General features: G+C 48.6%; 10 protein-coding genes. All 10 read right to left on the reverse strand.

Annotation, left to right across the window (positions count from 1 at the left end):
* Positions 1–60: 60 nt before the first annotated feature.
* Complete coding sequence (locus AAC022_RS03500) at positions 61–1,359, reverse strand: DUF1501 domain-containing protein (protein WP_339728024.1); 1,299 nt, start codon at positions 1,357–1,359, stop codon at positions 61–63.
* A 97-nt stretch (positions 1,360–1,456) separates the two neighbouring features.
* Entirely contained in the window at positions 1,457–4,222 is a 2,766-nt protein-coding gene (locus AAC022_RS03505) for a DUF1549 domain-containing protein (RefSeq protein ID WP_339728027.1), read from the reverse strand.
* 50 nt (positions 4,223–4,272) lie between these two features.
* Positions 4,273–4,956 (reverse strand): hypothetical protein, encoded by a 684-nt coding sequence (locus AAC022_RS03510; protein WP_339728030.1) that lies wholly within the window; start codon positions 4,954–4,956, stop codon positions 4,273–4,275.
* Positions 4,957–4,960: 4 nt separating this feature from the next.
* Entirely contained in the window at positions 4,961–5,548 is a 588-nt protein-coding gene (locus AAC022_RS03515) for a hypothetical protein (RefSeq protein WP_339728033.1), read from the reverse strand.
* A gap of 31 nt (positions 5,549–5,579) precedes the next feature.
* Positions 5,580–6,113: a sigma-70 family RNA polymerase sigma factor gene (locus AAC022_RS03520; protein WP_339728036.1), complete on the reverse strand. Its 534-nt coding sequence runs from the start codon at positions 6,111–6,113 to the stop codon at positions 5,580–5,582.
* 375 nt (positions 6,114–6,488) lie between these two features.
* A complete protein-coding gene (locus AAC022_RS03525) occupies positions 6,489–7,526 on the reverse strand; it encodes an alpha/beta hydrolase (RefSeq protein WP_339728039.1) in 1,038 nt (345 codons plus the stop codon).
* A gap of 376 nt (positions 7,527–7,902) precedes the next feature.
* Positions 7,903–10,110 (reverse strand): nitrate reductase, encoded by a 2,208-nt coding sequence (locus AAC022_RS03530; RefSeq protein ID WP_339728042.1) that lies wholly within the window; start codon positions 10,108–10,110, stop codon positions 7,903–7,905.
* 29 nt (positions 10,111–10,139) lie between these two features.
* Positions 10,140–11,885, reverse strand: coding sequence for a DmsC/YnfH family molybdoenzyme membrane anchor subunit (locus AAC022_RS03535; RefSeq protein WP_339728045.1), 1,746 nt, complete (start codon positions 11,883–11,885; stop codon positions 10,140–10,142).
* A gap of 6 nt (positions 11,886–11,891) precedes the next feature.
* Entirely contained in the window at positions 11,892–12,662 is a 771-nt protein-coding gene (locus AAC022_RS03540) for a ferredoxin reductase (RefSeq protein WP_339728047.1), read from the reverse strand.
* 14 nt (positions 12,663–12,676) lie between these two features.
* Entirely contained in the window at positions 12,677–15,655 is a 2,979-nt protein-coding gene (gene nirB / locus AAC022_RS03545; protein WP_339728049.1) for a nitrite reductase large subunit NirB, read from the reverse strand.
* Positions 15,656–15,686: the final 31 nt, after the last annotated feature.

Consider the following 15,686-nt stretch of genomic DNA (forward strand, 5'->3'; position numbering starts at 1 on the left):
AAATTACTAAATATGCCAGATATACAACATGGATATTGGCTGAAATGGAAGACTCATCAGTTAGGAAAATAATTGATCGATCACAGCACCATCCCGCACAATGGTAATTGGTCGACCGGTGTTGGTGTGGTATTCTTTTGTGAAATCGATACCGAGATTATGATAGAAGGAAGCGGCCACGTCATCAGGCGAACGCCCCTCATCAGCGGGCTCGGTCCCGTTTTCGGTGCTCTTGCCGATGACCTGTCCCCCTTTGACCTGCCCTCCTGCCATCAACATGAACATACAGCGTGGATAATGGTCACGACCGCCGCGCGTTGTGTTGATTTTGGGAGTACGCCCAAATTCACCGGTGACGTAGACAGCCGTAGATTCCAGAAGTCCTTTTTCTTCCAGACCGGTAAACAGAGCCGCCAGACCTTCATCAAATGGTGGCAGTAATCTGTTTTCCAGACTCTCCCAGTTGTTACGGTGTGTATCCCAGCCACCCATGGAGACAGTGACAAAACGAACGCCGGATTCAACGAGTCGTGAAGCCAGGAGACAGCTTTGTCCAAAACTGGATTCGCCGAATGGTTTGGCAAATGTCGGCGATTCTTTGGAAATATCAAACGCATCGCGTGCTCGTTTTGAGGTGATAATCGAATGTGCCTGTTGACCAAAGCGATCCAGACCTTCGATGAGCTGTGAGTTCTTCTCGATACTGTTAAATGTTTGATCGATATCTCGTAGTAGTGACTCACGCCGTTCGATGTTCTCCACAGTCAACCCGGACCGCAAGGAGATGCCGCGAACATTGAATGGCTGGCCAGCACGCGGAGTCGCTCCCGTATTCAGGGGGGCATGTTTCACACCCAGGAAGCCTGGCTTTTGTGTCGAATTGGGAATCGATACATAAGGAGGCAGGTTTTCCGGACCGGGATTTTCTTTGGTGAAGACGGCACCATATCCGGGATATTCCAGCGAAGGCAAAGGACGATTGCCCGTATTCACGTAGGAGCGACCCAACGCGTGGGCTGCGACAGAGTGAGAGACGCCTCTGAGCAAGGCAAATTTATCCATGCAGCCGGCAAGCTTCGGCAGGTGTTCGGAGATTTCAATTCCGTTTACGTTGGTTTTAATTGGCTTGAATTCGCCTCGATATTCGCTGGCTGATTCTGGTTTTAAATCGAACGTATCCATGTGCGAGGGGCCGCCGGAGAGTTCAATGAAGATGGCGGACTTTGCCTTCTGGGGTTTGGCTTCGCCTGCATCCACCATTCGCAGGTAAGAAGAGAGCGTCAGCCCTGTAAAACCGAGTGTGCCGATTTTGAGAAAGTCACGGCGTTTCACTCCATCGCATGTCATTGATAAAGCCATTTGAATTCCTTTCACAGTGAAGTGCCTGATGTTGTTTACTCAGGCGTAAGTTGTTTGTGTCTGCTGTTATTTCGAAGCAATCAATATTTTGTGTTGTTTAGTGATTGAGCATGAATTCTTTGGTGTTAATCACAGCCCAGATCAGATCATAAACTCCCGCGATTTTATCTTGAGACTCATTCAGATATTTCGTGGCAGCCATTTTTTCTGATTCCGTCGGATAACGGCTCAAGCTTCTTAGATATGTTTTTGTGATAATCTCCTCTGTTTTATCAGCAGAAATTGGTTTTTCGAACGTCTGAATACGAGCTGGCCCTTTTGTTGCCATGCGAGAGGATGTTTGCTTCATCTTCTTCAACTGCGCAGTCAAGGTGCGTAACCGTTTTTGTGTCTCTTGAAGTTGTTTTTTCTTGTTTTCCTGCTTTTTCAACTGGTTAACTCTTTGTTTCGCGGCTTTGACCCGTTCTTTGATCTCAGCCATACGATCATTCATACCCTCTTTTTGCTCATTGGGTTTCTGAACCGCACCCAGTTGCTGTCCCACCTGGAACAACCAACTGCTGTTGGAACGATTGATCGCAGAATAGACGTCGTTATCATTTTTGATATACATTGTCTGTAACAGGCTGGGATCTACGGAGCGATCGCAGTCACAATTATTTTCACGAGTCGAGCGGCCAAAGATGGTCAAGGCGTATTGCTTGTCTCGTATTGCTCGATTGCGGACACCTGAAGCAGCGATTCCGATGGCACGATCACTAATGCTGTTTTTTAAGGAATCGATGGCATCATCAGAAGCGGTTGCCTGATGAATCGCATCGTATAAAACTTCCGCAGGCAGACGACGTGGGATAAAGTGGCTGAAGTTTACTTCGTCCAGTTCGTTCGTTTTATTGGTTTTCCAGCTGCGTTGATATGTGTCGCTGTTTGCGATTTCGCGATGCAGCCACTTCATGTCGAAGTCACGACGGACAAACTCGCGAGACAGATAATCAAGCAGCGGACCATTGCTGGGAGGATTGGCCAGATTCAAGTCATCCGGTGGTTCGATAATGCCTCGGTTAAAGTAAGACGCCCAGACCCGATTCACAAATGCTTTGGCGAAATAGGGATTATCTTCACGGCGTAACCATTCCATCAAAGCCGTCCGTGGATCATCCATTTTGTTGATTTCCACGACTTCTGCTCCCAGGAGCTTGGCTGTCGCCGGGCTCTGGTTGTTGTTGCGGCGTTTCTTTTGTTTTTTGTTCTTATTATTGTTGGCTCGCTGAGGTCGTGCTTTAGGCACATACACTTCCATGAAAGGAACGTCTTTCCCATTTTTGATTTGTTTATTCAATTCGCGAACTAGTTGATTACCACGTACCTTGTCGGCACCTAGTTCTTCAACCATGGCCGTGTATTCCTGACGTGATGTGGGGTTCACACCGAAATTGACCCGTGTGAAGAAACCACGGAATTCGTTAAAGTCGGTTTGGGTCCATTGGTCAAACGGGTGCTTATGACATTGTGCACATTGAATCCGGATGCCCAGGAAAGTGTAGGCAAAACCAAGAACGCGGTCTTCTGGTTTTTTGAAAGTCCGTCGCGCCCAGTAGTAAGGCATCTGGTCGCGGTCTGCGAATTCCTGACTTGGTTTATCCTTATAGATCTCATTCATTGATTTGGTGAACTGTTCGAAATCTTCGCCGGGCTCCCGACTGGTCGCCAGCAGAATGCCTTCGACGATTTTGTCGTAGCCTTCGTTGTCGACGACGCGTTTTTTAATCCAGTCGTACCAGTGTTGGCTGGGAAGCTCACGTACAGGAGCGACATTCACCAGATCGTCGTAATTGTTTTGGGTGAAGTCACAAAGCTTGGTCGTCCACCAGGCAGCGTAGCCAGGGCTTTCGATCAGTTCATCGATCTTTTCAGAACGCTTGTTGGGGGAGCTGTTTTTCAGGAAGGCTTCAATTTCATGAGGCGCTGGAAGAGTGCCGGTGATATCCAGGCTGACACGACGCAGGAATTCGGCGTCATCACATGTCTCCGCGGGCACCATTCCCAGTTTTTGCAGTTTATTCACGACCAGCTTATCAATTTTCGTGTTGGCAGCGATTTGAGGGTAGTTCTTACCGTATTGATCAGAGACCGGTTGTAGAACGGGAACCGGAATCACGCCCGAATCATAAAAGACGACAACATGCGTGTCTCCTGGTTTGGCGGCAGTGACGAGACCTGATTCTGAAATGGTTGCGATCTGTTCGTTATTGGTCTGGAAGCGACAGAGAGGCGTGACATCTTCCTTTGTGCCATCCGACCAGTAGGCGACGGCACGTAAGGAAACGGTTTCCCCTTCTTTTGTGAACTGGATGGCATTCGGAGTGATTTCCAGTCGCTCAAATTTAGGAGCGTCTTTCGGAACACCTTGTGCACCATTTTCAATCCAACGCGATAACAGTCGATGCTGCCAGCTATTCGGTTCAAAACGCTGGCCCCCTTCATGATCGACTTCTTCCAGTGCTTTTTGCAGAACTAAACTTTGTGCAGGATCTTTCAGATTGATCCGTGCGACATCTTCAGCAGTCAGTTGTTTGTGATCCATGGCAAAGTCATAGCCGAACAGGGAAAGCCGAAAGTCCCCTTTCCCCTGAAAGGAGCCATGGCAGGCACGGCCGTTGCATCCCAGCTTTCCTAATAAGGGAACCACGTGCTGTTGGAACTGCGGTGTTTCCTTAACTCCCGGTGCAGCAAACCGCTGGGTGACGGGCTGTTTGATGCCGGCATTTTTAGCGGCATTTTCAGCGGCGGTGCCTGCTGCAGTCAAAGCCAGCATTCCGACCATGAATGGGACACAGTAACTGATTATTCTGATTGTTTTCATAACACACCTTGCACTAGGGACGACATAATGTCAGTCAAAGGGTAATCCGTTTACTTTTGTTTTTTGTTTTGTTGACCCGTTTTTTTGATGCTGCGATTGATTTTGTTAAATTCGGAGTCAACGAATGTTTCTCGGTTTTGTTCTATTTCAGCGATTGATTTTTTTAGTTTTTGAACTCGCTTTTCCGCCAGCTTTTGATCGTGTTTTAATAATTCCAGCTGCAGATCAACGCGTTGTTTGATGAGCGACTTTATTTCGGATTTGTCTTCCGAACTTCCCATCACCGAAACGCGAGCCGCCAACAGGCGGATGCGGGAATCGATTTCCCAGCGTTCCAATGTTAACCGGTAGCGTTCATCGTCTCGTTTTTTGAACCGTTCCAGCTTTGTGAGTGTGGTGTCTAAATCGCGAATGGCCCGTTTGTATTCACGGAGATTATGTTTTTTGAGTCGTTGGATCAGTTTCGCTAATTCCGGGTGATGTGACTTCGCGAATTCGAGCGCCAGTTTCTCCCGCTCCGCATTAAGGGAATTGGAATTCTTGCGGTTTTTGTTGACGGAATCAGTTGATTTAGATGGCTTTGCTTTTGAAGCATCACCTTTCGAGACTGAAACGGTTTTGGACTGCGCAGGTTTTTCCGCGCGAGCGAAAGACGCCAGTGAAACGCACAGACAGAAAACGATGCCGGCGATCAAACAGGGAAGGTTACGGATTTTTAAGCGTGTTAATAACATCAAATCAATTCAGACTTTCTTCCGGGAGAGAGACTGCGGTGTAGAGCCATTCTGGGATTTCCAGAGAATGATTCTCTGCCAGGGCGTTTGGCTGATCAACGAAATCAATTGGTTCGGCACCAGAATTCAAGGCAACCAGGAGACTGCTGTCTTCAGCCGATTCCGACCAGAGATTCAGTACGTGTTCCAAGTCTTCTTGTGTGGGCTCTGTTTGAGCGAGCTTGGTAATTGGTGTGTCGTGAACTGCTGGTCTGTTAAGCAGAAAGGTCACGGCAAGCAAGAGGGCAGCCGCACAACTGACCAGAGCCCATTGTTGAGTTCGCGAGAAGACAGTGGTGCGTGTCCTGGGGGCTGCCTGCGTTGTTATCGTTGTTTGAGGGTTCAAAGCTGGTACAGATTCCAGCGTTTTTAATCCTGCGATCAGCTGAGTCGCAGTCGCCAGTGCTTCACGGGCATCCTGATGTTCGGAGAGCAGTGTTTCAAACGCTTCAGATTCCTGTTCAGAAAGCTCATTCGACAGGTATTGGAACGCGGTCCAGTCCAGGTCGACTGGATCATTATCAGGTGTCGCGGTGTTGGAAAGGTGATTCATAATAGCTGGCTTACAATAATAAACTACGAGTTCAAGGATTTTCAGACGGGTTATCAATTTGTTTCGACAAGGTTTTAATGGCGAGTCTCATGCGAGTCAGCACCGTTCCTAACGGAAGTCCGAATTCCTGAGCGATTTCATTAAACGTTTTATTCTGATAAATTCTGGCAATCACAACGGTCTGCTGATTTTCAGGCAAGTTACTCAAAGCTCGTTTGATCTGTTCCCGATTTTCACTCTCTAAAAGTCGTTGTTCCGGTGCTTCTGTCCAGAACACACTGGTTGTATGGCACAAGTTATTCAGTGATTTTTTGTGAATCTTATTGCGACGGAGCAACCCCATGGATTCATGATAGGCCACTCGAAATAACCAGCCCTTACGAGTCTCTTCCTTTGACTGGCCTCCCGACTGGAGTGCCTTGGAAAACGTCAGCTGGAATACTTCATCAACCAGATCATGATTACGTAATAACCCCGTCAAAAAAGCGCGCAGCTCGACTGCATGAGTTTCAACTAATTGATGGACGACCTCGGGGGCGAGTTTGCCATCGTTACCGGTGGGCAATATCTACTCCCGTCTCATAACAAAACCACGGCTTTTAGTAATAATGATGCACGAGCAGCCCCCATTATTTTCAGAATCTCATAAGATTTCTAAAAAATACGATTGAGGAGTGTGTGGTGTAACTCTAGTAAAGGAAGTGAGATACGGCATAACTCAATTAATGGCTGCCTCCGAATTCCTCAGAAAGAATAAGCATCTGGTCGCCGCGATGCAAAAAAGAAATCGGAAAACAGGCGCAGGAAGAGAAGAATTTCTCAAGCACCTTGGGACAGACGTGCACATTGATTGGTGTGGACGTTGCCTGTCTGAGTCACTGCAGTAGATAGAAAGCTGGGAAGCAAATACGTCTAGTGGGAGAAGGAAATATTTCGAGTGCTACTGGCGGAAATAAATCGCAGGCATAATGGTCTCGGCGATTTCAGGGTGACTATAGTAATTCGGGAACATATGACCTGCACCGACACACTCTGAAACATCAATATCATGCACGCGGTCAACTTCATCGCCGAGAGCTCGCCGATCGAGCCAGGTGAACCCGGTGCGGGCTAAGGCCCGGCGGGAGATGGGGGCGAGGACAGGATAGAACAGCAGAATTCGGTCTTTTTTGTTGCGCAGATTCACCAGACAGTCGGTGCAGTTCAAGGCACAGCCATACCGTTGTCCGGGGTTCAACCAATTGTGGTTGATAGCAGCGGCAGCAAAAACGGCTCGAAAATGTCGGCAGCGACAGCAGATTTGAATTCCACACTCGCTGAGTGAGACGCCTTGAACTGAGCCGCCTCCGATCAGATGTAATGCGGAAGAGACGGTGCGTGCGCCATGACTGTGCCCCAAAAGACTGATCTGGTGATGGGGGGGCAATTCAGAGATCAATCGTGCCAGGTAATGGCCGTTGTATTCAGCCTGTTTACCCAGAATATTGACATCAATGGGCAAGATCTTTGTCTTGAGATCATCGCTGGGCCAGGTGAAAAAGATAACATTCAATGGCGTCTTTGGTGCCGCGTTTCTCAACCAGAAATAGGTGTTATACGCATCTGTGAGTGCACTCTCCCACTTTACAAAGCTGCCGTGCACCATAATGCAAATTGGTGCATTGGGATCAATCGCCTGGGTCATCGTATCAAACGTCGATTCCGTCACACAGCCATCTTCACCCGAATGATAGACATCAAATTCACAACAGGGGCAACAGCATTTGCTTTTCTGAATACAGCATCGACTGCTGACAACCCAGTAATTGATCTCCGTAACACACGATGTGCAGTCCGGGGCAGTAATGCAGGGACTTTCCTCATTCACGCAAACGGCGGGAGCAGGTGCCTCTTGAGCAAGCAGTTGAGTGGAGCAGAAAAGCAGGCAGCAGCAGAGAATTGCTTTGAGCTGCATGGATTGAGGATTCAATAAATTCATTGGCCTGATTTATTCAATTCAATGGATGAGTGGGACAAGCCCGAAGTCGGGTATGGTGTTGTCTTTTCAGAACCATGTGAGCTCTAAAATGGGAACCGAGACCGCGGTCGATTCATCAGATGTGCTCAAGTTCCTCTTTTCTCACATGCAGCGCGCATGATTTGTCTGGTAATGCGCGAAGCGCTTATAAGGGATATCGGTCTTTTCCCTGCTACCATAACGTAATTTAATGCAAACTCCGGTTTTGAGGATTACCGCGAAGCGATCTCCGAGGATGTGCAAAAAAAGAGGGGTTTAGCTAAAGTCTCCAGGCGCAGGTGTAGAGGCCTTCAGGACGGAAGAGAGGCAGATCGAGTCAAAGCGTTCTAGCGCGAATTTAGTTTTTGATCACACGCACAGCACAGCATTTATACGAGGGCTGGCTGGAATGAGGGTCGAAGACCGCATCGGTTAGCCGGTTCGTTTCTTCATAGTGCATGGGAATAAACAGCTGCTTTGGTTGAACAGACTGGGTTACAAAAGCACGCGCTTTGAGGCGGCCTCGTTGCGATTCCACAAAGATATAATCATTCGGTTTAATGGAATAGTGTGCTGCATCCTGTGGATTCATTTCTACATAAATCTGGTTGGGATAGAGCTTGCGCAGCACATCAGAATTTTTTGTTCTAGTTTGTGTATGCCACTGTGAAGCTGTCCCCCGCCCTGTGAGTAGAATGAAAGGATAATGCTCGCTCGGCGGCTCTGGCATTTTGACCGGATCTGAAAACATGAATTTAGCTCGTCCAGTCGAGTGAAAGAACTGGCCATCGGCGAATAATCGTCTCTGTTGTTCAGGCGGCTTGTTTTCTGATTGAGAAAGCGGCCACTGAATGCCCCCCTGCTCGTCTATATCTGCGTAGTCTTCAATTCCCGAAAAATCACAGGGCTGACCAGCCGAGAGCTGTTTCATGATATGAAATACATCTTCCGGTGACTTCCACTCTGAGAAAAGATCTGCGCAGCCCCAGTATTGTGCGATCAATTTAAAGATTGAAAAATCAGACAATGCCTGACCGGGAGCGCGGGTGACCCGTTTTACGCGACCAATTCGGCGTTCGGCATTAATAAAGGTCCCCTCTTTTTCTCCCCAACCAGCGGCTGGTAAGATTAAGTCGGCGTGACGCGCGGTCTCTGTAGTATGGTACATATCCTGTACGACTAGAAAATCAAGGCGGTCCAGAATGTCGCGAATCTGTCCCTGATTAATCCAGGAGTGCGCGGGGTTGGTGCAGATGATCCAGAGCCCTTTGATTTTACCCGCCAGGATGCCTTCGATAATTTTGTGGTAAGGCAGACTGTTTTCCGCAGGAATGCGATCCTCAGGGATTGATAGAATCTCAGCCACCTTGGCGCGATGTTCTTCATTCAGGAAGTCGTGCCCGCCTAACAGATTGGTGGTGTTGCTGAATAAACGAGATCCCATGGCATTGCATTGGCCGGTAATCGAATTGGGGCCGGTGCCCGGCTTTCCGATGTTCCCGGTCATTAGTGCCAGGTTGATTAAGGACTGTGCCGTGCGGACTCCCTGATAGCTCTGGTTCACGCCCATCGTCCACCAGAACGAAACACGTTTTCCAGTATGAATTAATTCCGCAAACTGTTCGATGACTTCCGGACTCAGTCCCGTCTCGGCAACAACCCGCGTGATCGAATACTCTTTCACATGGGCAGTGAATTCTTCAAAATCGTCTGTGTGTGCCTGAATATAATCCTGGTCGATCCAGCCGCGTTCGATGAGGATGTTGGCGATACCATAGAACAGAGGTAGATCTGATTTCGGTGAAATCTGTAAATGCAGCGTGGACTGCATGGCTGTTTCTGTCCGGCGTGGATCAACAACGATGATTTCCGGGGAGTGCGGATTGCGCATGACGCGTTCCCACATAATCGGGTGCGCAATACAAGGATTGGCGCCCACGAAGACCAGAACATCTGATTCTTCCAGATCCTGATACGTGAATGGGGGCGCATCGAATCCGAATGATTGTTTATACGCGGTGACGGCAGAGGCCATACATTGACGCGTATTTCCATCGCCGTGAACCATGCCCATGCCAAACTTGGCAAGTGCGCCCAGAAACGCCATTTCTTCGGTTACCAATTGACCGGTACTCAGAAAAGCGACGGAATCGGCCCCGTGTTGTTCCTGAATTCCTTTGAACTTTCGTGTGAAGAGAGAGAGGGCCGAATCCCAGTCGACTGGCTCCCAATGGTTGGGTGACTTTTTAACTAAGGGGCTCACCGCCCGGTCGGGAGATTTGAGAACCGATAACGCTTCCCATCCTTTAGGGCACGCCATTCCCAGGTTCACGGGGTATTCGGTGGTTGGAGTAATACAGACGCCTTCCCCATCTTTGAGGTGGATATTCAGATTGCAGCCTGTCCCACAATATCCGCAGACCATTTGCGTGGTTGCATCGGGGAGATTCTTTTCAGGGACTTTACCCAGACCGAACCCGCCGGGAGAGAGTAATAACTCGCGGGTCAGGTGTCCCTGTTTTTGATGGATCAGTGAAGTCAGTTTTGATCGATCGATGATTGACATGAAATCGATTCCAGTACGTCAAAAGAGATTTATCGTAAAACTCCGGGCATGCGGGGAGCGGCTACCGCGGAGAAATAGAGGTAGCGTTCTAATAATTCACCAACTAAGCAGGCGATGAATAAAATGCTGACAATAATAAACAGAGTCAAATTCTGAAGTGGTTGTGTCTGATGATTCAACAAGAAGGCGGGCATGAGAATGCCGCCTAGAATCCCACAGGCAAATCGGGCAAGTGTGATATTTGACAGTTCACCACTCATGAGTACCGCAGAACGTTTGAGGGGGGAATTCTGTCGCCGCAGCAGATAACGAAATATCGACGCTTCAAAACTGAGTTTGAGTATTGTCGTTATGATTAAAGATTTGGAGAGAATCGGCCCTGCTTGCGCGATGAGGCGATTTGATTCTGGGGAGTTATCCGTCAGATTCAAGACAAATATGGTTAACCAGGTCGACGCGATTCCCATCAGGATGGCGGTGAGTGAAAACTTAAACGCCGTTGATTCAAAACTCCAGAATTCCCGTTTGGTAAAGACATAGATCATGACCGAGCAGAAAATACCGACGACTCCCACTGCCCCCACCATGTGTCCTGCCAGAGGCTGCCAAGATTTTAGTTCTGGAAACGTAGAAGCAGAAACCCAAGTCAAAACGGCATACACCATCGCCAGGTTTGCGAAGGCACCGAAGGCGAGGATCTCTCTGCTCAACCAGGAATGTCTCAGTCCCAGGATCCCACGAAAGGCATACAGGGGGCGTCCCAGATGCAATGTGCTGGCTCCTAAAGCGACTAAGCCAAAGAACAACGCACACGTAGCTTGAATTCGAGTCATCACGGCCGTTGTTTCACCGCTGAGAAAATATTCCAGCGCCGATCCTGTCAGAAACGCTCCGACCGAAAGCTGGGTCAGAACCAGCATGATCACCAGAGGCAGGTGCGCATGTTGTGGACTGGTAGAATAATAATCAGCCGGTAATGCATTACGGGGGAACGGTTTTTTCGATTTATAAGTTGTCGTAGGAAAGGTGTGTTGTGGATCAGGAGCAGCCGGCAGAAATTGATTGATTTCCGAATCGGCAATGACCTGTTCTTGGTTAACAATATCAATCGAAATCGCCTGATGCGGGCAGGCCTGCACACAAGCGGGGGCTTCGCCGTCGGATAATCGCTGGCTGCACATATCACATTTGCGCACGATGCCCTTATTGCTCTGGTATTTGGGGACATCATACGGGCAGGCCAATGTGCAGTACTGGCAACCAAAACATTGATCGTCGAGATGCTTGACGATGCCCGTTTGTGGATCTTTTTCATAAGCGTTGACCGGACAGGCCTGCATACAGGCCGGTTCCAGGCAGTGATGGCAAGCGGTTGTGACATGCTGATAGATGGGTTCCTGATTCGACCCACCGATAATCAGGCCGACATCGCGCCATGTCTCATGTTCGTCCAACCCGTTGAGAGAATGGCAGGCGGTCACACAAGCTTTACAGCCGGAGCATCGATCCAGATCGACTTCAAACGCATATTGCTCGCCTGATTGCGGGGTTGCGGATGGAATCAGGTCAGCATAGTAGCGTGACTGTGCTGGTAGGGATTGCGATTCAAATTGTTTGGCAAACTGATCCACGGCTGTTAAAGACTGTTGTTCTTTCAGCAGTTGTGCGATCAAATCGATGTCTGTATGGCAGGCTGAATTCTCTTGTGGAATCGTAGTGATCTCGTCCAGAGAAAAAGGTGTATTTTGATTCTGCCCCTCAGCGTTGAAATTCATATGTACTTATTTCGACTTTCGTTTTTTATGAAATTGTTCACTGTGAACCAATTCGTGTGGGACGCCGGCTTCAAATAGTTGCTTTTCAAAATCCTGATTGAATTGCCGTGGGCCACATAGGAAAAAACGGGGAGTTGGAATTTGAGGGATTTTTGACAGGATGAAATCAAAATTGAGATGTCCGCAGTAACCCAGCCAGTGTGGTGCTGGTTGAGAAAGGGTTAGGTAGTAATGGAACTCCGGCATTTCAGTGATTAACTTGCGGGTTTCTTCATCGAAGATAATATCTTGGTGAGATCTCGCACCATAAAATAAATAACAGGGCTTGCTTCGATTTGATTGATTAAGATAGCGAACAATACTGATCATGGGGGTGATCCCAATTCCCGCACACAATAAAACGAGGGGCTCAGTATGTTCTTGTGGATCAAAATAGAAATTTCCTAACGGCCCCTTGAGGAGCAACTTGCTGCCCGGTCCGATCTGGTCAAAAAAGTAATTCCCCACCTGCCCCAGTGGATTGCGTTTAATCGTGAGATCAATTCGCTCGGGATGCAGTGGCGAAGAACTAATCGAAAAACTGCGCCAGACGTCTTCTCCGTTAATGTTCAGGCACACCTTCACAAACATGCCTGGTTTGTGAACAGCCACGCGGCCCTCGGAATTATCTACCCGAAAGGTGCGAACTTCGTCCGCCTCCTGAATGACTTCGATTACGGGAAGTGAAACCAGTTGTTCGTTTTGTTTTTTGGAATCTTGTTGTTTTGATTCGATCATTTTTTAACCTGTGCTTAGTGAGCGCCAGCACATTCTACTTGATTCAATATTTCATCGAGTACTTTTTCTTCGGGGAGTTCCAGATACACATTTTCCTGTTCATCTACTTTAACTTGAAATACGTTGACTGAATACTGCTGTTCTCCACTTATGCAGGAACCATTTTCCAGGGAGAATGCTTTTTTATGCAAAGGGCATGCTACTTTAGGCACCCCTCCCTTATCACCAATAATCCCCCGCGACAGAACCATTGCCTTTTTGTGAGGACACATCTGTTGGCAAGCGTACCATTCGCCACGACTGGTAAAGTTGAATACTGCGATTTGTGAATTCCCATATTTAATCGTCGAACCATTCTCAGCGGGAAAGTCGCTGACATTACCTACACGAATCCATTCCCGAGGTTCCGTGTTCAATTCCTGGTCGTCATCTTTCTGAGACGTTTCCAGCGGCTTAAGGTCATCCATGGGGATAAAATCAGGCTCCCAGTCAACAGGACGATGTTGCCCGCGCTGCGGGATCAGTTCAATCGATGGTTGATGTTCATCAGTATTGACGAATTGTTCGAACAGTCGCCGCTTCTCAGGGTTGTCTACGACTTCTTTCCATTCACAATGATACGTGTCGACAAGCGATTGCATCATGGATTCCAGTTCGTCACAGATCCCGAGTTTATCTTCAATCACAACCTCTCTCAGATATTCGATACCGCCTTCCAGTTTATCCAGCCAGGTTGCTGTCCGGGTTAACTTATCAGCAGTTTGAATGTAAAACATCAGAAAACGATCCAGGTATTGAATACAGGTTTCTTCATCCAGGTCAGAAGCGAACAGGTCAGCATGCCGGGGCTTTGAGCCGCCATTCCCGCAGATATACAGGTTATAACCATTTTCTGTGGCGATCAGTCCGAAGTCTTTACTTTGCGCTTCAGCACATTCACGCACACACCCTGAAACGCCCCCTTTAAGTTTATGCGGAGCGCGAACGCCACGATAGCGTTCTTCCAGTCGAATTGCGAAACCAACGGAATCTCCGACACCGTAACGGCACCAGGTTGTGCCAACACAGCTTTTGACCGTACGCAGCGACTTACCATAGGCATGCCCGCTTTCAAAACCGGCATCGATCAGTTTTTCCCAGATGGCGGGTAGATCGTGCACCTCCGCGCCGAATAAGTCGACACGTTGTCCACCGGTAATTTTCGTATAAAGCCCGTATTCTTTGGCGACATTTCCCAGAACGATCAGTTTTTCAGGAGTGATTTCGCCACCCGGTACACGGGGCACCACAGAGTACAGCCCCCCACGTTGCACATTCGCCATGAAACGGTCATTTGTATCCTGCAGGTTGGCATGATCAACAATGTGATCATTCCAGAGGCTGGCAAGGATCGATGCGACAGTGGGCTTACAGATTTCGCAGCCAGATCCTGAACCACAGTCAGCGATCACAGCATTGAACGTTTTGTGTTTCTTGACTTTGATAATATCGAACAATTCCGTCCGCGAATATTCGAAGTGCTCGCAGAGGTAATTATTCACTGTGATGCCGGACGCAGCCATTTCTGCTTTAAACACATCGGTCACCAGCGGCAGACAGCCACCACAGCCTGCTCCGGCTTTGGTGCATGTTTTGACTTCATCGACCGAGGTTAAACTTTCGTCCTGAATTGCCGCGCAGATTTGTCCTTTCGTGACATTATTACAGGAACAGATCTGTGCTTCATCAGGCATATCTGCGGCGTTACCACCGGGAATACCACCTCCGGCGCCCACCACAAGTTCATGGGGACTGCAAGGCAAGAGATCTTCCGATTTAGTCAGGATCGAGAGCGTTCCGTAATCAGAAGCGTCGCCGATCAGAATGCCACCCAGTAATTTGGTACCATCCAGGTTAAATACGAGTTTTTTATAGACGCCTTTGAAAGGATCCTGAAAGGTAAGGCATTTGGATATTGCAGGGTCGGCTTCGTAATCACCAAAACTGGCAACATCAACGCCCATCAACTTGAGTTTCGTGGAAAGGTCACTGCCTGTGAAGTGTGCTTCACCACTTTGACATAAATGTGTCGCCGCGACTTCAGCCATCTGGTAGCCGGGGGCGACCAGACCGTAGACCATCCCGGAGTGTAAGGCGACTTCGCCGACTGCGTAGATATCGGGGTCGGATGTTTGCAGGTGATCATTTACCAGAATGCCGCCTCGCTCGCCGACTTCCAGATCGCACTCACGTGCCAACTCGTCACGGGGGCGAATTCCCGCCGAGACGATGATCATGTCGAGTTCCAGCTCTTCCCCATCCTGAAAACGAATGCCTGTCACTTTGGATTCGCCGAGAACTTCGTCAGTGGCTTTATTCAGATGAACCTCAACACCGAGCTCTTCAATTTTCTGGACCAGAATTTTAGAACCCGCATCATCGATCTGCCGCGGCATGAGTCGCGGGGCAAATTCCAACACATGAGTTTTCAATCCCAAATCCAGAGCGGCCTTGGCTGCTTCCAGACCGAGCAGTCCCCCGCCAATCACTGCCGCATTCTTTGAATTTGCGGCGTAATCAATGATTAATTCCAGGTCGTTAATCGTTCGGTAAACGAAAACCCCGCGGTTTTTAATTCCGGGGACCGTTGGCACAAACGGATAAGAGCCTGTCGCGATGACCACTTTATCATAAGGAATCTCGACACCCTTTTGGGAGCGGATGATCTTGTTTTTGCGATCAATGCTGACTGCACGATCTGCCAGGTGCAGATCGATGTTGTTTTCTGCATACCATTCCTTGCGGGCCAGCATCAGCTTTTCTGCGTCGTTATGAGCAAAAAACTGTGTTAAGCCGACACGGTCATAAGCGGCCCGGGGTTCTTCACAGAACGTGACAATTTTATATTCCTGTGACTGGTCCTTGTCGATGAGCTGCTCGCAAAATCGCAAGCCGACCATACCGTTCCCAATCACAACTACATTTTTCTTTTGTCCAGAATTTCGCTGAATCACAGAGAGTCCACCTTTAAATCAGAGCACTTTT

Source organism: uncultured Gimesia sp. (assembly GCF_963976445.1).
Classification (GTDB): domain Bacteria; phylum Planctomycetota; class Planctomycetia; order Planctomycetales; family Planctomycetaceae; genus Gimesia.